20 protein-coding genes, 1 tRNA gene and 2 pseudogenes are annotated in these 26,110 nt (G+C 49.8%); 6 read left to right on the top strand and 17 right to left on the bottom strand.

Annotated features, from left to right (window positions below):
* The first annotated feature begins 233 nt into the window (after positions 1–233).
* Positions 234–1,538: a site-specific integrase gene (locus P2R09_RS20935; RefSeq protein ID WP_275772524.1), complete on the top strand. Its 1,305-nt coding sequence runs from the start codon at positions 234–236 to the stop codon at positions 1,536–1,538.
* Between the two features lie 893 nt (positions 1,539–2,431).
* On the opposite strand, the gene P2R09_RS20930 is transcribed toward P2R09_RS20935, so the two are convergent.
* Complete coding sequence (locus P2R09_RS20930; RefSeq protein WP_275772522.1) at positions 2,432–3,349, bottom strand: hypothetical protein; 918 nt, start codon at positions 3,347–3,349, stop codon at positions 2,432–2,434.
* A gap of 91 nt (positions 3,350–3,440) precedes the next feature.
* Between P2R09_RS20930 and P2R09_RS20925 the strand changes: the two genes are divergently transcribed.
* Positions 3,441–4,145 carry a bacteriophage abortive infection AbiH family protein gene (locus P2R09_RS20925; RefSeq protein WP_275772520.1) on the top strand — a complete coding sequence of 235 codons (705 nt, stop codon included), beginning with the start codon at positions 3,441–3,443 and terminating at the stop codon, positions 4,143–4,145.
* A gap of 242 nt (positions 4,146–4,387) precedes the next feature.
* Here P2R09_RS20925 and P2R09_RS20920 read toward each other — a convergent pair whose 3' ends face one another.
* Positions 4,388–5,500: a hypothetical protein gene (locus P2R09_RS20920; RefSeq protein ID WP_275772517.1), complete on the bottom strand. Its 1,113-nt coding sequence runs from the start codon at positions 5,498–5,500 to the stop codon at positions 4,388–4,390.
* Positions 5,501–6,244: 744 nt separating this feature from the next.
* Between P2R09_RS20920 and P2R09_RS20915 the strand changes: the two genes are divergently transcribed.
* Positions 6,245–7,246 carry a hypothetical protein gene (locus P2R09_RS20915; protein WP_275772516.1) on the top strand — a complete coding sequence of 334 codons (1,002 nt, stop codon included), beginning with the start codon at positions 6,245–6,247 and terminating at the stop codon, positions 7,244–7,246.
* An 83-nt stretch (positions 7,247–7,329) separates the two neighbouring features.
* Here the strand turns inward: P2R09_RS20915 and P2R09_RS20910 are convergent, their stop codons facing one another.
* A complete protein-coding gene (locus P2R09_RS20910) occupies positions 7,330–7,461 on the bottom strand; it encodes a hypothetical protein (protein ID WP_275772835.1) in 132 nt (43 codons plus the stop codon).
* 5 nt (positions 7,462–7,466) lie between these two features.
* On the opposite strand from P2R09_RS20910, the pseudogene P2R09_RS20905 reads away from it, so the two are divergent.
* A pseudogene (locus tag P2R09_RS20905) lies at positions 7,467–7,806 on the top strand (IS3 family transposase); the annotation flags it as partial.
* Between the two features lie 15 nt (positions 7,807–7,821).
* On the opposite strand, the gene P2R09_RS20900 reads toward P2R09_RS20905, so the two are convergent.
* From P2R09_RS20900 to P2R09_RS20850, 11 genes and pseudogenes are all read right to left on the bottom strand, one after another.
* Positions 7,822–8,598, bottom strand: a complete 777-nt coding sequence (locus P2R09_RS20900) for a SprT family zinc-dependent metalloprotease (protein WP_275772514.1) — start codon at positions 8,596–8,598, stop codon at positions 7,822–7,824.
* On the bottom strand, positions 8,598–11,879 hold the full coding sequence (locus P2R09_RS20895) for a type I restriction endonuclease subunit R (RefSeq protein ID WP_275772512.1): 3,282 nt from the start codon (positions 11,877–11,879) through the stop codon (positions 8,598–8,600). Before P2R09_RS20895 ends, P2R09_RS20900 begins: the two co-directional genes overlap by 1 nt.
* Positions 11,880–11,943: 64 nt before the next feature.
* Positions 11,944–12,627, bottom strand: a pseudogene (locus P2R09_RS20890) (YecA family protein).
* The gene (locus tag P2R09_RS20885; protein ID WP_275772510.1) at positions 12,627–13,883 is read right to left on the bottom strand and encodes a restriction endonuclease subunit S; all 1,257 of its coding nucleotides are present in this window, start codon (positions 13,881–13,883) and stop codon (positions 12,627–12,629) included. Before P2R09_RS20885 ends, P2R09_RS20890 begins: the two are co-directional and overlap by 1 nt.
* Positions 13,873–15,396, bottom strand: a complete 1,524-nt coding sequence (locus tag P2R09_RS20880) for a type I restriction-modification system subunit M (protein WP_275772508.1) — start codon at positions 15,394–15,396, stop codon at positions 13,873–13,875. The genes P2R09_RS20885 and P2R09_RS20880 overlap by 11 nt, the downstream gene beginning before the upstream one ends.
* A gap of 551 nt (positions 15,397–15,947) precedes the next feature.
* Positions 15,948–16,652 (bottom strand): hypothetical protein, encoded by a 705-nt coding sequence (locus P2R09_RS20875; RefSeq protein WP_275772506.1) that lies wholly within the window; start codon positions 16,650–16,652, stop codon positions 15,948–15,950.
* A gap of 20 nt (positions 16,653–16,672) precedes the next feature.
* Positions 16,673–17,767 carry an inovirus-type Gp2 protein gene (locus P2R09_RS20870; RefSeq protein WP_275772503.1) on the bottom strand — a complete coding sequence of 365 codons (1,095 nt, stop codon included), beginning with the start codon at positions 17,765–17,767 and terminating at the stop codon, positions 16,673–16,675.
* Positions 17,768–17,883: 116 nt separating this feature from the next.
* Positions 17,884–18,102 carry a helix-turn-helix domain-containing protein gene (locus tag P2R09_RS20865; RefSeq protein ID WP_071591677.1) on the bottom strand — a complete coding sequence of 73 codons (219 nt, stop codon included), beginning with the start codon at positions 18,100–18,102 and terminating at the stop codon, positions 17,884–17,886.
* Between the two features lie 102 nt (positions 18,103–18,204).
* Positions 18,205–19,041 (bottom strand): hypothetical protein, encoded by an 837-nt coding sequence (locus P2R09_RS20860; protein WP_275772500.1) that lies wholly within the window; start codon positions 19,039–19,041, stop codon positions 18,205–18,207.
* A gap of 241 nt (positions 19,042–19,282) precedes the next feature.
* Positions 19,283–19,358 (bottom strand) — tRNA-Ile (locus P2R09_RS20855).
* Positions 19,359–19,560: 202 nt separating this feature from the next.
* The gene (locus P2R09_RS20850; protein ID WP_275772498.1) at positions 19,561–20,352 is read right to left on the bottom strand and encodes an SDR family oxidoreductase; all 792 of its coding nucleotides are present in this window, start codon (positions 20,350–20,352) and stop codon (positions 19,561–19,563) included.
* Between the two features lie 136 nt (positions 20,353–20,488).
* On the opposite strand from P2R09_RS20850, the gene P2R09_RS20845 reads away from it, so the two are divergent.
* Both P2R09_RS20845 and mug read left to right on the top strand, forming a co-directional pair.
* Positions 20,489–21,073 (top strand): TetR/AcrR family transcriptional regulator, encoded by a 585-nt coding sequence (locus P2R09_RS20845; protein WP_275772496.1) that lies wholly within the window; start codon positions 20,489–20,491, stop codon positions 21,071–21,073.
* Complete coding sequence (gene mug / locus P2R09_RS20840) at positions 21,070–21,588, top strand: G/U mismatch-specific DNA glycosylase (RefSeq protein ID WP_275772494.1); 519 nt, start codon at positions 21,070–21,072, stop codon at positions 21,586–21,588. Before P2R09_RS20845 ends, mug begins: the two co-directional genes overlap by 4 nt.
* A gap of 73 nt (positions 21,589–21,661) precedes the next feature.
* Here the strand turns inward: mug and rpoD are convergent, their stop codons facing one another.
* The 3 genes from rpoD to rpsU all read right to left on the bottom strand — a co-directional run bounded on the left by rpoD (position 21,662) and on the right by rpsU (position 25,954).
* Entirely contained in the window at positions 21,662–23,503 is a 1,842-nt protein-coding gene (rpoD, locus tag P2R09_RS20835) for an RNA polymerase sigma factor RpoD (RefSeq protein WP_003848431.1), read from the bottom strand.
* A gap of 371 nt (positions 23,504–23,874) precedes the next feature.
* The gene (gene dnaG / locus P2R09_RS20830) at positions 23,875–25,620 is read right to left on the bottom strand and encodes a DNA primase (protein WP_039659379.1); all 1,746 of its coding nucleotides are present in this window, start codon (positions 25,618–25,620) and stop codon (positions 23,875–23,877) included.
* Between the two features lie 118 nt (positions 25,621–25,738).
* The gene (gene rpsU, locus P2R09_RS20825; protein ID WP_001144069.1) at positions 25,739–25,954 is read right to left on the bottom strand and encodes a 30S ribosomal protein S21; all 216 of its coding nucleotides are present in this window, start codon (positions 25,952–25,954) and stop codon (positions 25,739–25,741) included.
* Positions 25,955–26,110: the final 156 nt, after the last annotated feature.

The raw sequence follows: 26,110 nt of genomic DNA, 5'->3' as shown, positions 1-26,110 counted from the left end.
GTGGCCCCTGCTGGGTTTGAACCAGCGACCAAGCGATTATGAGTCATATGAATAGTTTGTTTCATCATTTTCCACCTTTAATCATATTCACCTTTTAAATAATATAAATCAGTAGGTTAACTTTGCTTCTTCGTTTCATGTTGTTCCGGGTTTTTCCTTTCAGTATCATCCTTACGTCACCTGCTACATCACCCAGAAAACGGCAGTAAAACTTTTCTCGTAAGGACTCTCTTTTGGCAGACAATCTAACGGACTCAATGGTGCGCGGTCTTAAAGCTCGCGACTCGGCTTATCAGGTATGGGACAAAAGTGGTGAGCGAGGAGCAGGGCGCCTGGGCGTGAAAGTTGAGCCATCTGGGCAGCGGGTTTTCTACTATCGCTACTACTGGGATGCTAAGCGCCACTTTATTCAGTTGGGTCGTTACCCTGAAATGTCATTAGCTCAGGCTCGTCAGCTTGCGAAAGGTTATGCCGGTACGCTGAAGGAAGGGAAGAACCCTAAGGTCGAAAAGGCTGAACAGGAAATCGCACTGGAAAAGCAAAAGCGTGCCGAACAGCTAAAGGGCAGCATCGAGCAGCTTATTCAGGGCTACACCAACAAAATGCGGGAAGATGGAAAGCGGACCTGGCAGCAGGTGCTCTACCGTCTGGAGAAAGAAACCTATTCCTTTATCGCCAAAGATACGAAAGCTAACGAAGTCACCCCGCTACATATCAAACAGATTCTGTCCGCTATCATTCAGCGCGGTGCGAGCGTTGAAGCAAACCGTGTCCGCTCTTATCTGATGGCGGCGTTCAATTATGGTCTTAAAGCGGATAACGATCCGGCCAACCACCAGCAGAACGTGATGTTTGGACTTGAGATGAACCCGGTAAGCGTCATTCCTAAGCAGTCTGCTGCAGAGAAAGCGGGAACCAACTGGCTCAAGTTGAATGAACTACAACAGCTGATGGGTGACTTTCCTAAAACGCCAAGCGTCGGCAGCACGGTGAGTTTGCTGCTTAATTTATGTGTTTACGCTGGTGGTCAGCGCCCACATGAACTGGCTTCTAGTCGGTGGGATGCAGTGAACTGGGAAGAAAAAACGCTGTTGATCGTCGCTGATGTATCAAAGAATAAGCGTGACCATCTGGTTCCGTTAACGGATTCAGCGGTCGAAATTCTGGAAAGGCTGAAGGTGGAAAACGTTAACGATAGTCCGTTTATCTTCCCGCAGCGACTGGATACGGGCAAGCATCTACGAACTGACAGTTTTGCTCAAGCCATCATCTATTATCGCGAGCATTTTCCTGACAATCCGGTGTTTGTTGCAAGAGATTTACGGCGGACCTGCAAAACGTTGATGGGCGAAATCGGTGTCTCGAAAGAGCTGCGCGACCGTATTCAAAACCATGCATTACAGGATGTCAGCTCGAAGCATTATGACCGTTATGATTATCTTAGCGAGAAGCGTAAGGCGCTGAAGTTATGGGAAAGGCGCGTTAATAGGATTGAACAAGCCACCAGCAATGTGGTGAATTTGTTCCAGAGAGCATAAATAACCGGCTGAGCATAATATTAACTTTTAGCAAAAATTAGCTGATGCGTAATTTTTCAGATATATCGTTATATATCTAAATCACAAGCTCTGAACTGTGCTCCATGAAAAACGTTATCATTGAGCGGTGAAAAATTTAGGTGCATTTTATTATAAGGATGGGCATAGATAAATAATCTATACCCATCCATTCACTTACCTGAGGACTTGCTCGGTTTTAGTCCCGGAGTGTTGCCCGGAGTATCTTTGTTATCACGTCTGCGCTGATCAGGTTTTCCGGTCGATTTTGCAATCGGCTTTGGACCAGGTTTGAGACCCATGTTTGCCATCCTTCTTAGAGGTAACCTTCAATTTTTGTACATTGGATGTTGAAAGAAATAACAAGTTAGATTATGTCGAAAAAGTTAGTTCGTGACGTGTGAGCTATGTCTACTTCTGACGAAAAGTGTAATGATTTTCAGGCACTGTCCGCTTTGAGCGAAAGCGGATAGTGATGACAGCATTCTTTTTGAATCAACGGCGGGGCAGATGGTAATGACACAGGCTTTATGGTCTGGTAATGGTCGCTCTGAAAGAAATCATCCCTGCAATGCCGCGTATTCTTGTTCCGGAAAGCGATTTTATAAGCGTGAGAGGTTTGTGTGAAGTATCTCAACGGAAATTGTTCTTAGGACCGATGATTGAGCGACGTCGCACACAATGAACGCCTCGGCTCGCTGGCCAGCCTGAGTATCTGCCGACTGCGCTTACCGGCAGGCCGATAAATTTCATCGGATTGCTTGAGTAGGCATTTCGCGCCTGCGGCTGTGTTTCGATGGCTTTCAGGTAAAGCCCGTTTGCGGAGCCTTATCACGTTGATTCACTGCCGATGAGTTGAAGAAACAGCTGGAATATTATGAAACTTTTTTACGTAGCCATCTTGACAAACCACTGTCCAGAATAAGTCCAGCTAACTTGTCGGGGCCGATTAACGTGATGCCTTCGGCTTTAATATTTTCGGATAACGGTCCGCTGTGCCAGATAAAAAACATTCGTTCATAAGCACTGGTTTCTCTGAACCGTTTTGCGTAATCGTTGAAAGCATGCGCGTCCGCAGATGATTTAATTTGAACAAAAGCTTTCTCGCTGGTGGTGGTTGATTCAAGCTCAAGATCCAGCGTTTTTTGGGTTTTACCGACAATACTGGTACGCCGCCATCCGCTGGTTGAAAAAACAAGGTCTACTAGTAGCTCGAAATCCTGCCAGGTCAGCATCTGGCACAGATTTTTTATCGCGAACAGGTACGTTGCTTCAGCCTGCTTAGCATCAGACACCGCAGGGAGATCTTCATCATTGATTTTTCGTACAACGTAATCATATGCGCTTACGTTACAGATCGTACCCCGGTATCCCTGAACCTTTAAGAGGTCTCCGCTCAGGTGATCCGTGGTTAATCGTGCGCCCCCTACACTGGTGTTTTGCCACCCCTCTTTTGTTTTTCTGATCCGGCTACTATCTGCCAGTACCTCAACCGGCCCCATGGGTCGACACCAGTAAAGAAATCCCCCCCTGATGGTAATGAATAATGTATCTTCATCTGCCGTGTAGAAAGTTTTGATCTGTCTGACGTCACTGCTGGCGCTGGCCTTATTTCCCTTCCGCTCTTTAAGCCATATCTCGTGAACTTCTTCCCATTGGTCGTCAACGCAAAGATTGTCTGGGGTTTTATGATAACCAAATCGAAGCGTGCCCTCCGATAGGCACTGCTGCTCCCATTCACCGGCCTCACCAAGTTTGATGAACTGAACTGTTGCGGGGCTAATTTTTTCCATAATTTTCCGGGGATATAAGATATCTGCTGTTATAAAACACGAGATATTCTGGTATTTCAACGTAAACAGGTTATCTGTTGTGAGAGGGGCTATGCAGACAGCTACACTCTATGTCATTGGAAATGGCTTCGATCTCAGGCATAACATGCCCTCTAGCCTGTGGCATTTTAAGGAATTTCTTTTTGCCATGGATTCGGATATTTATCGGGATGTGGAAGAGTGCCTTCTAGTGGATAATGACTGGAGTGATCTCGAAACCGCGCTTGAAGACCTCGATGTTGACATGCTCATCAACAACCTCGGCCATTTCATGAGTTCATACGGTGATGAGGATTGGGGTGATGCAGGTCATCATGATTTCCAGTATGAGGTGGATCAGGTTATAAGAGGCCTCTCAAAGGGCATGCGTAGCCGATTCGGTCAGTGGATACGTCAATTGCCGATACCTTCTTGTGAAGGTTTGTCTAACCGCCTGACTAAACTTGATTCGCAGGCACTTTTTCTCACCTTTAGCTACACCAGCACACTGAGACGCGTTTATGGCGTCGGGACAGATCGTGTGCTCCATATCCATGGTTCTGCCGAAGCAAGGGACGATGAACTGATCCTTAGACATGCCTGGGAGCCTGAATCCCGCGCCTCTCTCAACTACAGGGCAAATATTGCAGATATGGATACACGGCTCATGGTGGCTAACAGCATCATTGATGATTACTTCTGTGCGGCGTCTAAACCCTCACAGAAACTTATCGCTAAACACCGACACTTTTTCGAGGGGCTGAGCGGAGTTAAGTGAGTGATGATTTGGGCCATTCTCTGTCTAAGGTGGATGAGGATTATTTCCGAAATCTTTTTCTTCAGAAATCTGTTGCAGCGGCACAGTGGTCGATAACGTGCCGCAGCGAAGAGGAGTGGATAGAAAAGTCTCGCAAACTTGACCTGATGTCAGACCGGTCTCTGTCAGGCAAGTCTTTTGGGATACGTTGTAGGCCTGCTCTTCTCGCACCAGCTCTAGGTCACAGCACGATCGTCAACTGGTTACCCATTACCGGAGGAGGCATCATGTTCTACCGCGCTTTTGAGCGTTCTGGTTTTAATCCGGGCAGTATGCCATTTAACCCGTTGTACTATACGTTGCAGAAGCGGCAAGACCAGTTCTGCTGTAAGGAACTTTATCACCAGCAGCGTGTTGTGACTGATAAACCTTATACCGGAGAGCAGCCATGAGCGAGGGCGAACCGTATCATGGCTGACCATCGACCTGGACGTATTTGCAAGCTTACCCCCCGCGACAAAGGCCAGCATAAGAAACACAAAATAGCGCGTGTTATGCCCCTGCTCGATATCTTTTATGCGTGAGTCGGCTTTTTGCATGGATTCATGCAGTCGCAGAAGTCTCTGGGCATAGACTGGGGTTAGAAAGGCCCCGGGCGTTTTATAATCCACACCGTCAAGAGCTATCTCGATGGGGACAACCTCACAGTTACCCCTGAACGCATGCGCAGAACATGCCAGAGCATTGAACATCTCAATCTGTTTGCCGATGCCCCGATCGTACGCAACTCTTGTCACCCAGTCGGGTAAATCAATTCTGGCGCGCAAAATATCTTTTGAAGCAAAGCTGTCCTGTAGCGACCACCGCATCTCAGACGACAGGTTGCATAAATCTGGAACCTGATTTATCACGTCCGGTTCTTTACACAAATCTTCCAGGTTTTGCTCTCCGTTGCGATAGTGCTGCATGATTAGGGTGGTGCGTTCACCAGCTTCTGACAGGTCCTCTTTATAGGAGGGCAGGCCGCTGTCCGTAACGTAATAAAGAGCTGCGATAAGACCCAAGACGTACCAGATGTGGTCATAAGCATTTTTGAAGGTATTTTTCTTCCAGAGCGCGCTGAAAAGCATAATGATTGACCAGCCGGCAACCATTGATATAAGCAGATTGGCTGCCGCAGAAGATACACTGCCCGTAAAGTCGCTCCCAAACCGGAACACATCAGGACCGAAACTATTAAAGTCAGGAACATAACCCATCAGGCTGAACGTCCCTGGCGAGATCCAGAAAAACAGGCTTATCCAGCCCATGCTCCGATTAAGGTAAAATCCGGCACGGATATTCAGTAGTGCGATCGGGAGGAGCAAGATAGTCATTAAACCCGATAATCCATTAACGCCGTGCGTCGGGCTTAGATTCCAGGGATAGATAACGTCATTTCCAACATGTAAAGGTAGGTCATTTATAGAGTGAAAGAGCCCGAGGCCCTCAAGGTTCTGAGCCAGGCCCCAGGCTGCCAGATTTGAAAACATCAAATAAGGATGAAGAAATTTCAGAAGAAGGAGCATTTATAGTATGCATCCAAATGAAGGACAGTGAGTTTTCAGAATACAAAAAATATCAGTGCCATTCTAATGTTTCTTCCCGCTAATATTTGATGCATATCCTTAGCTTCTTCACTGCAAAGCCTGCCTCTGTATTTTAAGAGCTGTGTTTCTGCGCGGGTTCTTTCACCTTTCAGATAAGATGATTTGGCTCACCGACCGCACGGTCCGGCGCTGGCTGAATGAAGCGGAGGCGGAGCGCGACGGCGTCACCTTTCCGTTTAAGGCCTGACTCAAGGCGCTGCGGCATTCATTTGCGATGCACCTGTTCTATAGCCATACGCACAAGAAGGTGGTGCAGACCTTAATAGGGCACAAGAAGGAGGAGATCACCGACATCTACATGTAAGTATTTGGGCTGGACGTGGCGGCGGACATTCAAGTGTAGTTTACATGAAAGGTGGGCAACGCGCGGTAGCTGCTGCTTGAGTTAGCGTTCAAAACATAAGTTTATCTTGATATTCAATCCCGCTTCGCTAGACTGCCTGTTTCTTAACTGCACGCATGGAGGCGGGTATGGACACGCTGAAAAAATTCTTTGAGCTGACAGAGAAGGCACTGACCGTTCTTACCAAAGTTTCGTTCCTGATGGGCGGGGCGATCTTGCTGATTTACTGTGGCCGCTACGGCGGCTTTCCTGACGGGCTGACGATAGGAGATACGTTACGCATTTTCCTGACCGTCACGGTCTTTTCTGTCGGCACGCTGGTGACCTACTTTTTCCTAATGTGCCTCGGCGTGGCTATGTGGTATCTGCTTTTCAGGTTGTCACGGCTGGATCGCACATCCCGCTGCGTTTCCAGGCTTGAGGCGCTGTTGCGCGAGGCACGACGCAGAAAAACTGTACTGCGTTACGGCCACTCTGAATTCTGCCGGAACTATAAACGCAGGCGACCGATCCTCTATCACTACAGATTTCCATCGTTTACTCCCATGTTTTATCTGATGTCAGTACTGACTGTACTTGGGATGCTGACGATAGTTCGCGAAGACCACGCCCTATGGTACATAAAACTTATCTGTGCGGCACTCTACCTAGGTGCTTGGTACATCCTGATTGACCTGAATCGGCAGCGGGGTGCACAGATGGACCTGATTTTCAGGGATCAACAAACGCCCGTTAAGCTCAGGTCTGAAATACGGCTGGTGAATACCTTGGGCACGGCCTTTATTTTTATCAGCGTCACCTTTTATCTTGGCCTGTTTGACACCACGGCCAACCAGACCATGCGGTTGCTGGGCATTCGTCACGATCACGCGACAGTGTACTTGCAAGAGACCTGGAGTAACGTGTTGGCTGAGCACGGTATTACAGGAACGAAAACCGACTATAAACCTTATGCCTCACGTTATGAGGATGTGACCGTTGCCATCTCTTCGTTTGGTTCTTCAGTAGCACTTGAGTTTTATACTAACGGAAAGAAGCAGATGCTTCGCGTGCCGGGTACAGCGATACTTATCGATCCGCTGCCCCGTTCAGATGAGGATAACAATGCTGGCCGCAAGAGACAAAATTAAAATGTCCGGCTTGCGGTCCTTTTTCAATGATGTCACCGTGCCTTTTATAATTCATCCTGAATAAAATCAATAAACTCTGCGCCCTAACTTCCGCGGCGAAACTCAGGTTGCTTTTCAAAGTCCAGGTCGGGAATAAAGTGGATTATCTGGTCATCACTGTAGAGCTTCAGGGGCGAATAGAAAGAGAGTGACTTCTCTTTCATCAGCAGTTCCATCGCGCTGGCGCCGCATTTGGCAACTGCTGCGTCGGGAGGGCCTTCACGCAATCACAAGCGGGTATACCGTATTAACCACCTTAATGGACTGAGCGTAAAACGCAGACGACGCCATAAAGGGCTGGCAACCGAACGCTTTCCGCTTCTGCGACCGGATGCGCCGAACCTGATCTGGTCGATGGATTTCGTCATGGACGCACTGGCCACCGGTTGCAGGATAAAATGCCTGACCTGCGTGGACGACTTCACGAAGGAATGCCTGACGGTCACTGTTGCCTTTGGGAGTTCAGGTGTTCAGGTGTTCAGGTCACGCGTATTCTGGACAGCATTGCACTGTTTCGAGGCTAACCATCCTGCATATCATGAGTCTTCCTCTGTCTGTAACATCCCTGACAGCAGCATCTCCGCCATGCCGTCCAAGCGTTTTTTTACCTTTTCCCATCCAGGCATCACTTGCCCCATCAGGCGATAAAAGGCCTCGCTGTGGTTATGCTCTGCCACATGGCAAAGCTCATGCAGTAAAACATAATCGATACAGTCTGAAGGGGCTTTGACCAGCCAAGGGTTGAGTGTTAAGCAACCTTTAGCAGAGCAGTTACCCCACTGGGTCTGCATCGCCCTCAGGCGGATCGGAGGGCGTTCGCTGACCCAAAGCGTTTGTGGCACCAAGATATCGAGGCGGCGTTGAAATACATCTCTGGCGCGTTCTCGATACCACTCATCCAGCAGTGACTTCACTTTCTCTGCCGATTTATGTCTGACAGTGACCTCCAGGCATCCCCGTGACATTTTCACTTTCTGCGGCAGGGTTGGGGCTTCGATCACTTTCAACTGATATTGCTTGCCTAGATAGTAGTGGCTTTCTCCGCTCACATACTGGCGAGGAATGACATGCGCCTGTTGTGCTCTGAAGTCACGCAGTTGTTGGTATATCCAGCGGCTTCTTTTTTTCAGAGCGCTCAGTACCGCCTGTTCCGGAGTCTCTGCAGGCACGGAGGCGACCACCCGACCATCAGGGTGGACCTTAATAAGCAACCGGCCTTTTACCATCCGGCGCGGAACGCACTGGACGGTAATCGACTCACCAGCATAAAACAGCTGTAGCGCCTGTAAAGATGATGGCGTTTTCTCATTCATTATTTATTCAAACCCACACGCAGTATCTGGATTAGGGATTCGGTGATACGGTTGACCTGATTCATACCAGCCCCCGCTTCCCTGCAGGCCGCAAACAATAAAGGCAGTAGTCGGGTTTTCACGACTTTTTCAATGTCCTGTGGGTTGAGGGAGTTTTCTGCCACCGCACTGATAATAATTCCGTCCACCTCAAAGGCCAGTTGTGTCCATTTGTCCTGTACCTGCGGATCATTGAGATCAAACACTTCGGGTAACTCTTTTTTAAACACACCGTAGTAGGCTTGGGCATGCCGATTGACTGACAATGCTTCCGGGATATCGCTGAGCTTACGGGCTTGTACCTGCTGCTCAAACTCCTGAAACAACAAGTACTGCTTCAGTGGATGGTCGAACAGTTTTTCTGCCTCTTCAATCGCCATGCGTAACAGTTTTGAGAAACGTTCCTGCGCGTACGGATCATCACGCAGGTCCTGTTCAATCATTTTCGTCACACGGGTTTTGATGATATCGGTCTCATTGCGGGTCTTGTCGGTTTCCCACTCTTCGGGCTTTTCACTTTTTCCCATCAGCCCGACATCATAAGCCCCGCTGGGTTCACGCACCTCCACGCCGCTCACATGCTTGTCCAGCAGCTTTTTCACCTGCTCAGCATAGTCATCGTAGTTGACCTGTTCGCCGCTGACCTGCATCGCCCACTGGCGCAGGCTGGACATCTGCTTCACTGTCTCCTTGTAAAGATTGCGGTCCTGCTCGGTAAAGCTTTTATCCGCAAAGAAGGTAGCGGACTGCAGGGCCACCTTCAGGCATCCGGCAAAGGCGGTTAATGCCTCAAAGAAATCGTCCCGGGTTTTCTGGTGAATATCGGTCAATTCTCCGTCACGCTCTTCCATCCGGGGGACCAGTACCGCCCGCAGCTGTTCTATGTCCTGCTTGTTTTTGACACCCGCAAAGATGGCCCATAACTGGTTGTAGAGATGGGGCAGGCGTTTATATTCGGTACTCATGGCGCTGTAGAGCCCGTCAATATCGCTGATGTCATAGCCTCCCTGCGTCCGGGAGGCCAGGTCCTGATACTGACCGATGGTTGTATCCAGCTCGGCCAGAATGCCGCGATAATCAATCAGCAGGCCAAACTTCTTCAGCGGATGTAAGCGGTTGACCCGCGCTATCGCCTGGATAAGGTTATGGGACTTCAGCGGCTTGTCGATATATAGCACGGTATTTTTCGGCTCATCAAATCCGGTAAGCAGTTTATCCACCACGATCAGCAGCTTCAGGCTGTCGTCGGTATCGAAACGGTTGATGATGTCGCGGGTGTATGTCGTCTCATCCTGCGAGCCCACATTTTCTTTCCACCACTTTGTCACCTCCGGCTGTCGGCTTTCATCCACACTGGTATTACCTTCCCGGCTATCCGGGGCACTGATAACCACGGCAGATTCGAATAATCCAGCTTCATCCAGGTATTTTTTATAACGAATGGCCGAGGCTTTACTGTCACAGGCCAGCTGTCCTTTTAGCCCTTCATCGATATTTTTTGAGAAGTGCGTAGCGATATCCAGAGCAATCAGACGGATACGGTCATCGGCACTGTACACCTCACCTTTGCGGGCATATTTGCGTTTGAGGTCAGCGACCTGCGCCTCACTCAGTCCGTCCGTGATGCGGTCAAACCAGGCATCAATGGCCCGGTCATTGACCTCAAGGTCAGGAATGCGCTCTTCATACAGCAGTGGCGTGACGGCCTGGTCCTCTACGGCCCGCTGCATGGTATAGGCATGGACAATCGGACCAAACTTGCTGGTGGTTTTATCTTCCTTCAGCAGTGGGGTTCCGGTAAAGGCCACAAAGGCGGCATTCGGCAGCGCCAGCTGCATGCGGACGTTATTTTCCCCGCCCTGGCTGCGGTGGCCCTCATCAATCAGCACGATGATATCGGGGTTGGTATTCACGCATTCAGGTAGTTTTGTGGCTGAGTTGAATTTCTGGATAAGCGTGAAGATGATGCGATCCTTGCCGGAGCCAATTTGCTTTGCCAGTTTCTGGCCGGAAGTCGCCATGGCTTTATTTTTGTCATCGGTGCCCGACAGCTCACCACCGGACGCGAAAGTGTTGCTGAGCTGGCTTTCCAGGTCTGTCCGGTCTGTCACCACAATAATGCGGCACTGTTTAAGGCTGTCATGAAGAATCAGCGCTTTGCTGAGAAAGACCATGGTGTAAGACTTACCGGACCCAGTGGTATGCCAGATAACACCGCCTTCCCGGCCACTATCAGGACGGCGAGTATTGATTCGCTCCAGCAGACGTTTAATACCGAACACCTGCTGATAGCGGGCCACAATTTTGCCGGTTTTGGTATCAAACAGCGTAAAGAGGCGGGTCATCTCCAGCAGGCGCGACGGGGAGAGCAAGCTAATAAGCAGCTTATCCTGCCCGCTGACCGCCAGCTCGCCCCCGGCCATCAGTTGCTGATACCACTGGTGATCTGCCTCGTTACGATGGGTAAACAGGGCAGCAGTTTGTGTCGGAGTCAATGGGGTATTACGCAGGGCAAGCATCTGCCCGTCGGTAATATCTTCTTCGCGCCAGGCAGCCCAGAATTTCATCGGGGTGTGGCAGGTTCCGTAGCGGCCATCATGGCCGTTGATGGACAGTAATAGCTGGCTGTAGACAAACAACTGCGGGATTTCATCGTTGCGCTGATTGCGGATGCTCTGGGATATTCCTTCATCCGTGGTAGGCCCCTTATTACCGTGACCGTCCGGGCGTTTCGCCTCAAGCACCGCCAGAGGGATACCATTCACAAAGCATACGATATCCGGGCGGCGAGTCTCCACACCGCCTGAGCGTAGCACGGTAAATTCTTCGGTAAAGTGGAACTGGTTGTTCTCAGGGTGTGCCCAGTCAATCATAGCAACAGTCGGGTTAACCTTTTTACCGTCAACAAACTCCGTCACGGCAATACCATAGAGCAGGTGGTTATACATCCGCTCATTGGCTTTCAGAAGCCCTTCATTCAGGGCGGGCGAGCAAATCTGTGATATCAGGTTATCTATCGCCTTATCGGACAACCGACAAACCTTTCCGTCGGCCATAAAGGTGCGGGCTGACAATACCTCGCGCAGAACCGGACGCAGCACCACCTCATCCTGTTTGCCACCCCGGTAAGCCATGCACTGCTTCGGAGACAAAAACGTCCACCCCAGACCGGACAATAACGTCAGGGCCGGGATTTTAGCGCTGTATTCTTCCTGAAACTTCGGGGTGTTGGTCGGGGTCATTGCTTATCCTTTTTATCACCGCTGACAACCGTGCTCCTTCAGCGGCAAGTCACGCCCTGCACATTCAGTGCAGGCAGCATTTTTTAAATTTTTTACCACTACCGTACGGGCAGGGGTCATTACGTCCCGTCACTTCAGCCTCACGCCTGACGGGGGCAGGGCGCACAACATCCGCAGACATCCGCTGCGCCAGCCAGTGCTGATACAGGGAAAGCGTGGCAAGCTGAATAAGCGCAATATTCTGTTCAAACTATGTGGGCGAAAGCTTCTCAACCATAGGGAAATTCTTTTCGAAACCATGCAGGGCTATCGCTTCCAGTGAGGGACGTAAGGCCTCCGGCGGGGCTGACCAGTCGTCCAGTGACCGGTCTTTCATATACCCGAAACACAATTCTTCGACGATGGTATATGTCGTCCCCTTCACTTCACGACCATTGAAAATCGGCTGAAACTGCTCAGGTGCCTCATACAGACAGCCCGCGATATCATTCATGCGCCGAAAACACAGCTCCACAAAACGCGTCATCTCTTTCTCGAAGTCCCAGTGAGGATGGTAGTCACCCCGCCCCTAAAGGGCGCTGAGCCAGATATTCGGGGAAACCATATTCGGACCGGAGACAATCGCTGTCAGGAAGCCATCCAGCTCAGAAAAACAGAGCATGGAGTCATCATTGCCGTACTTCAGCAACACCTCTTCGAGCCAGTCGATTTCGGCGTCGGTCAGGGGTGCATTTTTGGTCAGCTTCATCACGCGGCATCCACATCGACAGTCACCCGGCGTTTACCGGTCAGCAGCTGTTGCATCAGGGCTTTTTTCTCATCCTTCAGACAGGTGAGTTTTCTCTCCAGCGTGGCGATTTCAGCATCGGCGGAGGAGAGGACGGCGGCGATTTTCTGTTGTTCTTCCACACAGGGGTGGTTAAGTTCTAACTTAATTAATTGTAATTTTGAAAGGTTATAGCGAGTTGCTCCCTGACCTAATGTCGAAATCTGACGGCGTACATGTTCACTACGGAACAGATAACGAGCAAATTCTGGAATAAGAGTTTCGAAATTATTCAATCGAAAACCGAAGCAAAATGAGTTTAAAAATACCTCACCAACTTCATCCAATAGAACTGAAGACATACCAACCTCATCTGGCGTCTCCGATGATGTAGTAAAAAATATATCGCCGTATTTTACAACAGATTGTCGTTCATCATCATGAACCTGCACGTACTCTAAGCTTTGAGTATCAATTCTGGAATTTTTGAAAATATTGATGTAAGGGATATATGGTTTACCCGCACCAAAGTCCTCCTTGGTCTTCCCTGTCAAACCAGTATAGGTATCACCTAAATCCCCGAATATGGTGTATTCCCACTCCCCACTAAACCTCCCTCCATTTTCATCCAGCAGGCGTTTTTTACCCGTGAGCAACTGCTGCATCAGGGCTTTTTTCTGCTGCTGGCTGTTGGTGAGAAGCTTTTCCGTCACTGAAATCGCGCTATCCCAGGTGGATAGGATTTGGGCGATTTTTTTTTGTTCGGGGAGGGGGGGCAAACTAATTTGAAGTACCTGATAAGCTCCTACATTCAAATGTTTTTGTGCCATTCCTCCCTGAAGATTTAATACTTGGCTTTTACCAATGTGACTGTTTGTATAAGCACATAAGTATTCAGGAATGATTTTGCCAATATCTGGTCTGGCAATAACAATGTCTATGGCATTTGAACCTTCGAACTCTGGCGTAACAACACATGCTGTACCTGGATAACCCGTACGCACAATTAAGACATCACCTTTTTTTAAATGACTCTTTTTATTGACTGCATGACCTTCATAAGAAAAATAAACCCAATCACGATCGTTAATAAATCCTTCCCTGACATTTGCCGAACGGAAAGCCTTAACCCCATTCATTTCATCAACATAGTACTGTGAAGGTTTTATAACAACACCAACAAAGATAGACTTACATACGTCTTGCGCTTGAACTGAAGACCACCCCTCAGGCACCATAACCTAACTCCTTTAGATAACCCGCCATCTCGGCTTCCAGCTTAGCCAGTTCAGTTTTAAGTTGCTCACGTTCAGCGCGCACTGCCAACAAATCAATCTCGCCTTCTTCCTCAAAGGTATCGACATAGCGCGGAATATTGAGGTTGTAGTCGTTATCCTGAATCTCTTTCAGGCTGGCAAGGTAAGCGTATTTCTCAACGTTATCGCCTTCGCGGTAGGTCTTCACAATCTTGCGGATATTTTCTTCACTAAGCTGATTCTGGTTTTTACCCGCCTTACATTCCCGGCTGGCATCAATAAACAGCACCTTGTCATCCACTTTTTTCTTTTTGAATATCAGAATCGCCGCCGGAATACCGGTACCGTAGAACAACTTCTCCGGCAGGCCAATCACCGCATCCAGCAGATTTTCATCAATCAGCTTCTGGCGAATTTTCCCCTCACTAGAACCACGGAACAGGACGCCGTGAGGAATTACCACACCCATGCGTCCACTGCCCGGTTTCAAGGTTTCAATCATGTGGAGGATAAAAGCGTAGTCTCCTTTGGTTTTCGGCGGTACGCCACGGCGGAAGCGACCAAACTTATCGTTTTCGGCCTCGTCATGGCCCCACTTATCCAAGCTGAATGGTGGATTGGCGGTCACAATATCAAACAGCATTAGGTCGCCGTGTTTATCAAGTAGTTTCGGGTTGCGGATGGTATCGCCCCACTCGATTTTGTGGTTGTCCTCACCGTGCAGAAACATGTTCATCTTAGCCAAGGACCAGGTCGAGCCAATCGCTTCCTGACCGAACAGGGCATAGTTGCGGCTGTTATGTTCAGAGACAATTTTACGACCACACTTCATCAGCAGCGAGCCCGAACCACAGGCTGGATCACAAATAGTATCTCCCGGTTGGGGCGCCAGCAGCTCGGCAATCAGGTCGGAAACTTCCGGCGGGGTATAGAACTCACCGGCTTTCTGACCGCCGCTGGCGGCAAAGTTCTTGATCAGGTATTCATAGGCATTACCGATAACGTCCAGCTTACCAACGCGTCCCGGCCGCAGGTTAAGGGCTTCACCGGCAAAATCTTCCAGTAGCTGGCGCAAAATGGTGTTTTTCTGCTTTTCATCACCCAGGCGATCGGTGTTAAACGAAATGTCCTGGAACACGCTTTTGCCAGCATCTTTCAGTTTGGTGCCATTAGCTTCTTCAATTGCATGCAGTGCCTGATCGATACGCTCCCCATTACCTGGCTCATGGCGGCGCTCGTAGAGGGCATAAAAGCTGGCGCTTTCCGGCAGGACAAAACGCTCGTTCGCCATCATCGCGTCGATCAGCTCCGGCGCATCACCGTACTGTTTTTTATAACCGTCATAGTGGTCCTGCCAGACGTCCGAGATGTACTTCAGGAACAACATGGTGAGGATAAAGTCTTTGTAAGTATCGGCGCTGATGGTGCCTCGGAAGGTATCGCAGGCGGCCCACAACGCTTTATTGATGGTGTACTGGGTGATGGGATTAGGCATGTCTGTTCTTGTCATTTACTTTCCGAAAGTGGAGCGTGAGATATTGAAAATATGATTTCAATAATTGTACCCGATGCCGAGCTGGCAGCCCATCACATCCACCACATCATGTGGAAATGACTAAAGATATCTGCAACTGATGAAACGCTAGCTAAGGTGGGCGGCTCTCTGCATGCTAATCAGTATGCGTTGTTCTACGCAGATTACGATGATCAGGTAGCAGAGGCTTTAGCCATGGTGTGTGCGTTCAAAAAGGGCGAGGTCAGGTATGACAGAAAGCGTGAGTATTGCCTGACAACTAAAGCCAGTTACAGGAATGTTTACTCCAAAACTGATTTATTCAATCAAGCCGTTCATGTGTTGAGGAGCTGCCGATAGCCTCTTTGCACTGAATTGATATGGTATATCAACGAAAAGGTGGTTTAACACTATATTATGCTTGCTGATATTCACTTCATGATCATTGCGTTGTTTACCGTTTGAAGGTTTTGATCATTTTTTCAATGATCATTTTTTATGATCATATTTTCACACTGCTCCTTGTCGGAAAATCACATCCAAGGCTTAATCAGCATTGGGTCAAATAGCCCCTTCGGAAAGTTGAATAGATACTGACGGGCGGTAGTGACGTTCAAATCATAGAAATCCGCATATTCTCTTACATTACACTTTCTCAACCACGCATCGGTGTAGTACCTATCAAAATGCTCAGCCCAGATTGCATCCATTGGGCGACGTGACAACTGACGATGCGCTGTACGTTGGGGAAGCTGATGCTCAGAAATGTATTCCTGAACCGTGTGTCGCTGCTGCTGGTGGAACTGCCGACGATGATAAACCCAAAACAGCACACGGATCGCTGCACCTCCGCATTTATGCAGATTGCCGTACATCACACGGTTGGGAAGCTTATGCACTTCTGCATATTGCTGCTGTGTTACGCCATTCAAAATCGCCTCACGACGATAATTTTGTTTGTGGTAAGCCCACTGGATGCGCCACGTATCGCTCCAGAAATTGTAGTCCTTGTAATGCGTGTCGCACTCAATGGCAGGCAGTAGGAAACGCTCAAACAACTCATCCAGCGTTGCAGGCAAAGCATGCAGATGCTGCTTTCTTTGCAGCCGCTGTGCATCAGTCAGCGGCGCAATTTCATAACCGGTTAGCCAATCAATTCCGCCCACATGCGTCTTCAACTTACGATTAAGTGAATGGGGGATCGAAATCATAATATTACTCTTTCTTGTGTTTTCCATTTTCCTGCCTTGATTCGTACTTATAGCCAGCGAGCCAATAGCCAAGGATTAATTAAATTGGCCGGATAGTTGCATAAATAGCGGCTTGCTGTAGACGGATTCAGGTAATACCAACGGCAATACTGTGAAACACTGATATTGCATGGCCAGTAATAGCGGTAGTAGCGCTCAAAATGACGGTACCAGTGAGGGTTCAGTTTATTGCCAGCCACGGCGCTATTACCGTCAGGCAGGCGGCCTCTGAGTATACTAAAACGCTGCAACGCTCGTCTGAGCGCCTTCATTGTCAGTGAGGCAGCCTCATCCAATCGTTGGCTATCTTTCAGGGGCAGTGTCGCAGGCTTACCAGCAGAAGGCTCTGCGGGAGTGAAAAACGAATCCAGCTTTCCGGGAAGAGGGCAATGCGCTTGTGCCCGATCAAAATCAGCAATCTGAGTACGTAATTGCACAGTTTTAATGTGTTTGGTTTTTTTTAAAAATGGGTAATGCTTAGTTCCTGAACGCGCAATGTCTTTAGCAATTCCTTCCTTAGAGTGCCGCTTAGCAAAGTAACTCACCCGCAGTAGCAACGCGGCCATAGCCTCAGTGTCGTTCTTTCGAATTAAGTAGTAACCATGCTTTGGAAACCAGACCGTTCCGCCCGTTGCAATTTTCCAGCAGCTCTCCACCAGCTTATTAATTTTAAGAGGATGACGCACGCAGTTGCCATCAACCATCAGCAGGTAATGATAATGTTGAGCTGGTGCCCGATTCTGTTCTCTCACCCAAAACACCCGAGCAAAGCTTTTGGGATACTCCTTCCTTAGAGCAGGAATCAATAGCTGATGAAAGCGGGTAATAACGCGGTTGTCAGCCGTGTACTGAGGCAGATGAAAATCATATCGGATTGCCAGAAAGCGAGAGCAACTGACATAGGTTCTATCAACTGCCTTGAACAAAGAATTCATGATCTTCACATCCTGCTGACACTCTTCAGGCATGACTGGCCAGAGAACATCGTCATACAGAAACTCGCCTTTAGCCTGGATATCCGGATAAACCGTACTGCGCGCAATATTATTAATTACCGGTTCCTGATGGGCTGAATCCAGACTGCCAATTTTACTTTTTATCATAGGGTTACGGCTGTATCAGAATCACTGATTGATAACGATTTGATGCGCTGATTGTTTCAAATGGTTGCATCAGCACATAAAAAGAAAGGCTGGAAATTCCAGCCCTGCTTAGAGGTTTAGCAGCAGTTATCGAGCCACTGTTCATATTGCGTGACTGTCCAGCCCATGGTTCTTCCGGCGCGTTTTTTTGGCGCAGGGAATTCACCACTGTTTGCCCAGCGGTAAAGAGTAGTACGACTGCAATTCAAAAGAGCCATCATTTCATGAATGCGGATCAGGCGTTGGGGGCCGGGGAGGTGGCTGACAGTTGTTGATAAAGAATTGATGTGTTTCATGTTTAATCTCTCGGTAGCGAATCAATATGAAACGTATCTTAAAAATCGAGAGAGTTTATGTCGTGGATACCCTAGAAAGATACCTTGGTGACCTTTGTTATCCTACTGATTAATAAGATTTAATTTTCTTGTTTTTTGCATCTGTCTCTTTTCAACCCGCAACTGATGAAGATCCGTCACGTCGCGTTCAAGCAGGCTAATCGCTTCCCGAAGAATTTTCAGGCATTGCTCTTCACTCATTGGAAAACACCCTTCCGCTGGCCAGAATAGCGGGATCTTATTTTCGACCAACCTCAAAAGCTCCGGTGCTTTTGGCAGTAAATCCTTTGCAAAGGTGAGTCTGTTTTTGTCGTACAAACTGGCTATAACAGCGATGAAAAACTCTTCCCGTTTAGCTGCATAAGTTTCGGCTTTGTCTATAGGAGCAGCCAGACGTTTTTCCAGCGCCTCAATTTTTTCTTTAAGTACCAGGTTTTCGGCTTTTATGTCCGAGCTATCTTGTTCACTTGCCAGCTCTTCTGGTCTTGCCGTATCAAGCGTAATCCCAAGCGAAGCAGTAATTTCTGTACGAAGAAAACCACAATCAGCCAGCTTATTAGTATTCATGACATCATCTCTCACTGCTCGCAGTGCTGCCTCAGCATTCGGATAGTAATCAGGGGCACCTATGTTTGGTGCGCCGTGTTTATCTAAAAGCTGAAAAAAGGCAACTGGCGGAATGTCGCTCCAGCGTCCATCACTAAACCAGTGAAGTGATGGCTGCACTTTTGCACTTCGATACTTTTTCAATGCCAGAAGACATAAGGCATTGTAACTTTGATCTGCGTAGAGTTGTTTAAGCTGTTCAAAAAGCGTTTTAACACTGATAAAGCGTTCTGCATCTGATTGGTGCGCGAGCTGTTCTTTGCGCAGTTGCTGAATGGAATCGTCGAAACTCATAACTTGTTTTTGACCTGTAATCCTGGGATGGTTCAGGTAAGGCTGTTTTGATGATTGAGCGCGAACGGCTGTCAGGCTTTTGAAGATAGGAAATCAGATTTCTGGCGACCGGCCAGCCAGACATTTAAACCCACACTACTTACGTCATCCAGCCATTCACTTACGTCACCCACTACATCACCTGATTCGCGCCCAAAGAAAAAGGAGTCAGACGATTTCTCATCTAACTCCTTGTTTTATTTGGTGGCCCCTGCTGGGTTTGAACCAGCGACCAAGCGATTATGAGTCGCCTGCTCTAACCACTGAGCTAAGGGGCCAGCGGAGCGGGGATTATAAAGTATCTCTTCAGGACGATCCAGCACTCAGCTACCGGTTGCTGAAATAAGCAGCAGCGATTTACCTGCTGATTTATATAACAAATCTGGCAACGCCTGGCGCAGTGGTCGCAAATCGGCACGGATAATGCTTCTCCGTGCCTTAAGCAAAATCCGATGTCAGATGCTATGTCAGATGACTGACTCAGCCCTGACGATAGCGGGATGCTGATTTATCCCACGAAAGATGCGGTATCATCGCGCCACGTGCCTGATCATAGTCGTACCACATCTGCAGATCCTCAAGCGCCGGAATAGTTACCGCTTCTTTGCTGTCGAGACCAGCCAGTGCTGCATCCACCATCTCATCAACATCCATCAGCATTTCAGCCGGGATATTATTAATTGAATTTCCGGCACGCTCGAAAATTTCGGTACGGGTTGCGCCAGGTAATACCGCCTGAACCTGTACGCCGCTCTCAGCAAGTTCACGCTGCATGGTGCGCGTCAGAGTCAGCACATAAGATTTAGTGGCATTGTACGCGCCGTTAAACATCTCGTGCACCAGCGACAGCACCGAGGCGACATTGATAATAATGCCGTGACCGCGTGCTTTAAACGCCCGCCCAGCGATCTGTGCCAGACGGGTTGGAGCCAGAATATTTAATGCCAGCATGCTGTTGATGCGCGAGCTATCTGCCTCAAGAAATCCGCCTTCAACATCCATACCCGCATTGTTCAGCAGCAATGTAATCTGTGCATTGTTCGCAAGCTCCGACTCCACGCGTTGCAGATCCTGCTCATCTGTTAAGTCAGCAGCCATCACCGTCACGTGAATAGCGTGCTGTTGAGTCAGCACATCCGCCAGTGCAGTCAGCCGTACCTGATCCCGTGCGACCAGGATGAGGTCATAACCGCGTGCTGCCAGTCGTTTTGCGTAAGTCGCGCCGATACCACTTGATGCGCCGGTAATTAATGCTGTGCCTGCTTGTGACATGATCTTTCCTCGTATGATGGTCGTCATAACTATAGTTAATATGACGATCATCATATTTGCCGTCAAGCTGGAATATGATGAGCGTAATAATTACTATAATAGCCAGAAGCCATGCAGCAAAACGGCAGGAGATGATATGGAAAAGCAGGGCAGCAAAGCGCATACGCGGCAGCGTATCCTGAGCGAAGCGGCGCATGTGATGCGTGAAACCGGCACTGAAGGGATCGGTGTAGCGGCGCTGATGAAGCGGGTTGGCCTGACACACGGCGGCTTCTATGCGCATTTTGCATCGCGGGAGGAGCTGGTTGAAGAGGTGCTGAAGTATATGTTTGCTGAAGCAGATACCTTCAGGCCTGAGAACGCCGTGACTCAGCCCGCGCAACAGCTGGCTGACTTTATTGATAGCTATCTTTCCGAGGCGCATCGCAATACACCGGCTCAGGGCTGTCCGCTGGCCGCACTGGTGAGTGAAGTGGCGCATCTTCCGCAGCCTACGCGGCAGATCTTCGCACAGGGCTTTACTACCCTGCACACCGATCTGACGCAGATATTGCGTGCATTGAGGTTGCCCGAAGCGGAAGCGCTGGCCTCCAGCATGCTGGCAGAGATGGTGGGTGCACTGGCGCTGGCGCGGGCCTGTCCGAATGCAGAGCAGGCCAGCCAGATGCTGCAACGCAGCCGCGATGCGCTGAAGCAGCGTACGCTGGAGGTGGCAGCATGAGTGAGCACGCTATCCGCGACATTATCACTTCAGGTCTGGATGTGCTGTTCTGCGGCATCAATCCAGGTCAGTCAACTGCCCATCAGGGATTTCACTTTGCGCATCCCGGTAACCGGTTCTGGAAGGTTATTCATCTGGCGGGATTCACCCGGCAGCAGCTGAAGCCGGAAGAGGAGCAGCGCCTGACGGAAACCGGCTGCGGCATCACCATGCTGGTAGAACGGCCAACTGTGCAGGCAAATGAATTGGCGCCTGATGAGCTGCGGGATGGCGGTAAACGCCTGATGGAGAAGGTACTGGATTATCAACCCGCAGCGCTGGCCATTCTGGGTAAGGATGCATTCCGTCGTGCTTTTAAACAGAGTAAGGTCGAATGGGGCAAACAGCCGATATGTATGGGGAAAACCCAGGTGTGGGTGTTGCCGAATCCCAGCGGACTGAATCGTGCATCACTGGACGAGATGGTCGGGGCGTATCGTCAGCTCTGGCTGGAACTGCATCCGGAGAGTCACTGACGTCGGGCAGGGCAGGGGAGTGGCGCGAACAGGCAGGCATAAAAAACCCCGGCGAACCGGGGTTTTGTCGGACTTAATCGTCGAGGAAGCTACGCAGCACTTCCGAACGGCTCGGATGGCGCAGTTTACGCAGGGCTTTCGCTTCAATCTGACGAATACGCTCACGCGTAACGTCGAACTGTTTGCCCACTTCTTCCAGCGTATGGTCCGTGTTCATATCGATACCGAAACGCATGCGAAGCACTTTGGCTTCACGCGCGGTCAGGCCAGCCAGCACGTCGTGGGTGGCAGAACGCAGGCTCTCTGAGGTAGCAGAATCCAGCGGCAGCTCCAGCGTGGTATCTTCGATAAAATCGCCCAGATGCGAATCTTCATCATCACCAATCGGCGTCTCCATAGAGATTGGCTCTTTAGCGATTTTCAGCACTTTACGGATTTTATCTTCTGGCATCAGCATACGCTCAGCCAGCTCTTCCGGCGTTGGTTCGCGGCCCATCTCCTGCAGCATCTGGCGCGAAATACGGTTGAGCTTGTTGATGGTCTCAATCATATGCACCGGAATACGGATGGTACGCGCCTGGTCGGCGATCGAGCGGGTGATAGCCTGACGGATCCACCAGGTCGCATAAGTCGAGAACTTGTAACCACGGCGATATTCAAACTTATCAACCGCTTTCATCAGGCCGATATTACCTTCCTGAATCAGGTCGAGGAACTGCAGACCACGGTTGGTATATTTCTTGGCAATCGAAATAACCAGACGCAGGTTAGCTTCCACCATCTCTTTCTTAGCGCGACGCGCTTTGGCTTCACCGATCGACATGCGACGGTTAATGTCTTTGACCTGTTCAATGGTCAGGCCGGTCTCTTCTTCAACCTGCGCCAGTTTCTGCAGGGAACGCATCACGTCATCCTGCACTTCCAGCAGCTTCTCAGACCATGGCTTGTTCATCGCCAGAGCGGCTTTGAACCAGCTTTCGTTGGTTTCGTTGCCGGTAAACAGCGTGATGAAGTTCTTCTTCGGCATTTTGCACAGCTCAATACAGAGCTTCATGATCAGACGTTCCTGAGTACGGACACGTTCCATCATAGTGCGCATGCTGCCTACCAGGTAGTCGAACTGCTTCGGTACCAGGCGGAACTGTTTAAAGACGTCAGAGAGGTTCTGGATTTCGGCAACGGCAGCAGCATGACTGCGACCTTTGCTCTTAATCACGCTGCGGGTCGCTTCATACTGCTTACGCAGGTCAGAAAACTTCTCGCGCGCCAGTTCCGGGTCGATTGAGTTATCGTCGTCGGAGCTGTCATCATCCTCTTCATCTTCTTCTTCATCGTCGTTACGATCGGCTTCAGAAAGTTCAGAGCCTACGTGCGTTGCCGTTGGGGCAATATCTTCTTCTGCGTTAGGATCGACGAAACCAGTGATCAGATCAGAGAGGCGTGATTCGCCTGCTTCAACTTTGTCATACTGATCCAGAAGATAAGTAATGGCTTCAGGGTATTCGGCGACAGAACACTGAACCTGGTTGATACCGTCTTCAATACGCTTAGCGATGTCGATTTCGCCTTCGCGCGTCAGCAGTTCAACGGTACCCATTTCACGCATATACATGCGAACCGGGTCGGTAGTGCGCCCGATTTCAGATTCAACGCTGGATAACACCTGAGCGGCAGCTTCTGCGGCATCTTCATCAGTATCGGAGCTGTTTTCGTTCAGCATCAGATCGTCGGCATCCGGGGCTTCTTCAACCACCTGAATACCCATGTCGTTAATCATCTGGATGATGTCTTCGATCTGATCTGAGTCGACGATATCTTCCGGCAGATGGTCATTGACCTCAGCATAGGTCAGATAGCCTTGCTCCTTACCACGGGTGACAAGAAGCTTGAGCTGTGACTGCGGGTTTTGCTCCATAAGACGGTATCCACACTTCTGTTAAATTAGATTGGTGTCGGTCGGCAGCGCGCCAACAATAAGCAGTGAAGGCGTTTAGTTCTTGCCGCTGCCTTCGTCGCGGCGTGGGCTTTGCCCATCAGTAATCGGCACTTAAGCCGCTTGTTAACTCTGTGCTAAGGGCCTGGCTTACTCGCCATTCTGCTCCCCGGCAGTGCTCGCTCTCCTCACGTACATCAGTACGCTCCGGGAGCTGTGCGCTGGCGGTAACCAGACTGGCATCGACGCCTACGGCCTTTAAAATTTGTGCTCAGGGCCTGGCTTACTCGCCGACCCCTAAAATTCGTGCGGCTGCCCTTTCATCGTTCAGACGGGCAGCATGCTGAAAACGGTTATTTCCTGGCAAACGCCTGACTGAGTGTCCAGAATTCACGGCGCTCATCGGCGCTGAGTCCCTGAGTGCGCTCACGCGCAATCAAAAACTCCAGGCGCTCTTCAAGAGCAGCATCATAGATGCTGGCCAGCGAGTCCTGAAACACCGCTTCGGCTTCTTCATCTACTATCATGTGGTTCCAGATCGCCAGTGTTTCAAGCGTCTGACTAAAATTTGTTCCGCGATATAACTCTAGTAGCTGACCGGTGGTCAATCCAGGATTCTCATTACAACGACCCACTAATTCAATAAATAGCGGTAAACCCGGCATCTTTGACTCAGACAGCCCATCCAGAGAAGGCACCATCGTGGCCAGTTGCGGGTTCTGAATCAGTAACGCAATCAGTACACGCATAGTGGTACGCTTCAACGGAGGCGCAACCGGCGCGGTTCCGCTTGCGGCCTGCTTCGGCATCAGCTTTTCAAGCTGATTATCGTCAAGAATACCCAGTTTATTCCCCAGCTCCTGACGCATATAAATACGTAAGGTCTCACCGGGGATCTGCGTTATAAGCGGTAAAGCCAATGTGCTCAGGCGCGCTTTTCCATCGCGTGAGCTCAGATCCACCTGCGGCAGCAGGCTATCAAATAAAAACGAAGAGAGCGGCATCGCCTGCTCCATCCTCGCTTCGAAGGCGACTTTACCCTCTTTACGTACCAGCGTATCCGGATCTTCACCATCGGGTAAAAACATAAAGCGTAGCTGACGACCATCATTCATGTAAGGCAATGCGGTCTCGAGCGCACGCCAGGCCGCTTCACGACCCGCTCTGTCGCCGTCGTAACAGCAGATCACGGTGTCGGTACTGCGAAACAGCAACTGAATATGTTCAGCAGTGGTTGAGGTGCCTAATGACGCAACGGCATAATCGATGCCGTACTGCGCCAGCGCAACCACGTCCATGTATCCCTCGACCACTAACAGGCGGGCGGGTTCAGGATGGTTCTTAACGGCTTCATACAGGCCATAGAGCTGACGGCCTTTATGAAAAATGGGTGTTTCCGGTGAGTTCAGATACTTCGGCGTATCGTTACCCAGCACGCGTCCGCCAAAACCAATGACGCGTCCACGTTTATCGCGGATCGGAAACATGACGCGGTCGCGAAACCGGTCATAGGTACGGCCTTTGTCATTGCTGACCAGCATGCCCGCTTCCATCAATGACTCGCGGTCTTCCGATTGCTTGCCAAAACGTTTGAGAACGTTGTCCCAGCCGGCTGGCGCATAACCTATAGCGAAATGATTGATGATGTCGGCGCTCAGACCACGACGATCAAGATAGTCGCGTGCTGGCTGCGCACTGGATTGCTGCAGGCCCTGCTGATAAAAACCGTTCAGGTTCTCCATCAGCTGATACAGGCTCTGGCGCTGATGGCGTTCCATCTGGCTGGGCCCGCTGCCTGCTTCGTAAGGCACGTCTAAACCGTGGGAAGTGGCCAGCTCTTCAATACTTTCAACGAACTCCAGACGATCAAAGTTCATTAAAAAGTCGATAGCATTGCCGTGTGCACCACAGCCGAAACAGTGATAGAACTGTTTTTCGCCGTTTACGGTGAAAGAGGGCGTTTTTTCATTATGGAAAGGACAGCACGCATGGAAATTCTTACCCTGCTTTTTCAGCTTAACGCGGGCATCGATAAGATCCACGATATCCGTGCGGGCAAGTAAATCGTTGATAAATACGCGTGGAATTCGTCCAGCCATACGCCCCAGATTTTCAGCTCATAAACGGCAACAAGCCGCGCTTCCTTTCGGAAAGCACGGCCTTTTACTTGACTCTGTCTGCGCGAATCACGCGGTGGAGGCGAACCTCCGGAACGACTTAGTACAGACGAGTGCGGCGTGCGTTTTCGCGAGCCAGTTTCTTGGCGTGACGCTTAACTGCTGACGCTTTAGCGCGCTTACGTTCGGTAGTCGGTTTTTCATAGAACTCACGACGACGAACTTCAGCCAGAACGCCTGCTTTCTCGCATGAACGCTTGAAGCGACGCAGTGCTACGTCAAATGGCTCGTTTTCACGTACTTTAATTACCGGCATGTAACTCTCACCTCGATAAAATTCGGTTTTTGCTGCTGACTGCGGCGCCAGCACATTTCAAAATGGTGCAGCATTTTACTCCAACTCGCGTTGGTTTGTAAAGCACCAAGGATAATTTGAAACCAACAGGAGCGTTTGCCTGTGCGGCTGCCGGTT

Origin of the sequence: Pantoea sp. Cr_R13, assembly GCF_029222565.1 — a bacterium.
Lineage (GTDB): Bacteria > Pseudomonadota > Gammaproteobacteria > Enterobacterales > Enterobacteriaceae > Pantoea > Pantoea eucalypti.
This window is presented reverse-complemented; position numbering and strand designations above follow the sequence as displayed.

Coding starts and splice junctions, on each gene's coding strand:
- P2R09_RS20930 (WP_275772522.1), bottom strand. CDS start 3,349: ATGGAAAAAATTAGCCCCGCAACAGTTCAGTTCATCAAACTTGGTGAG.
- P2R09_RS20925 (WP_275772520.1), top strand. CDS start 3,441: ATGCAGACAGCTACACTCTATGTCATTGGAAATGGCTTCGATCTCAGG.
- P2R09_RS20920 (WP_275772517.1), bottom strand. CDS start 5,500: ATGACTATCTTGCTCCTCCCGATCGCACTACTGAATATCCGTGCCGGA.
- P2R09_RS20915 (WP_275772516.1), top strand. CDS start 6,245: ATGGACACGCTGAAAAAATTCTTTGAGCTGACAGAGAAGGCACTGACC.
- P2R09_RS20910 (WP_275772835.1), bottom strand. CDS start 7,461: ATGGAACTGCTGATGAAAGAGAAGTCACTCTCTTTCTATTCGCCCCTG.
- P2R09_RS20900 (WP_275772514.1), bottom strand. CDS start 8,598: ATGAATGAGAAAACGCCATCATCTTTACAGGCGCTACAGCTGTTTTAT.
- P2R09_RS20895 (WP_275772512.1), bottom strand. CDS start 11,879: ATGACCCCGACCAACACCCCGAAGTTTCAGGAAGAATACAGCGCTAAA.
- P2R09_RS20885 (WP_275772510.1), bottom strand. CDS start 13,883: ATGGTGCCTGAGGGGTGGTCTTCAGTTCAAGCGCAAGACGTATGTAAG.
- P2R09_RS20880 (WP_275772508.1), bottom strand. CDS start 15,396: ATGCCTAATCCCATCACCCAGTACACCATCAATAAAGCGTTGTGGGCC.
- P2R09_RS20875 (WP_275772506.1), bottom strand. CDS start 16,652: ATGGAAAACACAAGAAAGAGTAATATTATGATTTCGATCCCCCATTCA.
- P2R09_RS20870 (WP_275772503.1), bottom strand. CDS start 17,767: ATGATAAAAAGTAAAATTGGCAGTCTGGATTCAGCCCATCAGGAACCG.
- P2R09_RS20865 (WP_071591677.1), bottom strand. CDS start 18,102: ATGAAACACATCAATTCTTTATCAACAACTGTCAGCCACCTCCCCGGC.
- P2R09_RS20860 (WP_275772500.1), bottom strand. CDS start 19,041: ATGAGTTTCGACGATTCCATTCAGCAACTGCGCAAAGAACAGCTCGCG.
- P2R09_RS20850 (WP_275772498.1), bottom strand. CDS start 20,352: ATGTCACAAGCAGGCACAGCATTAATTACCGGCGCATCAAGTGGTATC.
- P2R09_RS20845 (WP_275772496.1), top strand. CDS start 20,489: ATGGAAAAGCAGGGCAGCAAAGCGCATACGCGGCAGCGTATCCTGAGC.
- mug (WP_275772494.1), top strand. CDS start 21,070: ATGAGTGAGCACGCTATCCGCGACATTATCACTTCAGGTCTGGATGTG.
- rpoD (WP_003848431.1), bottom strand. CDS start 23,503: ATGGAGCAAAACCCGCAGTCACAGCTCAAGCTTCTTGTCACCCGTGGT.
- dnaG (WP_039659379.1), bottom strand. CDS start 25,620: ATGGCTGGACGAATTCCACGCGTATTTATCAACGATTTACTTGCCCGC.
- rpsU (WP_001144069.1), bottom strand. CDS start 25,954: ATGCCGGTAATTAAAGTACGTGAAAACGAGCCATTTGACGTAGCACTG.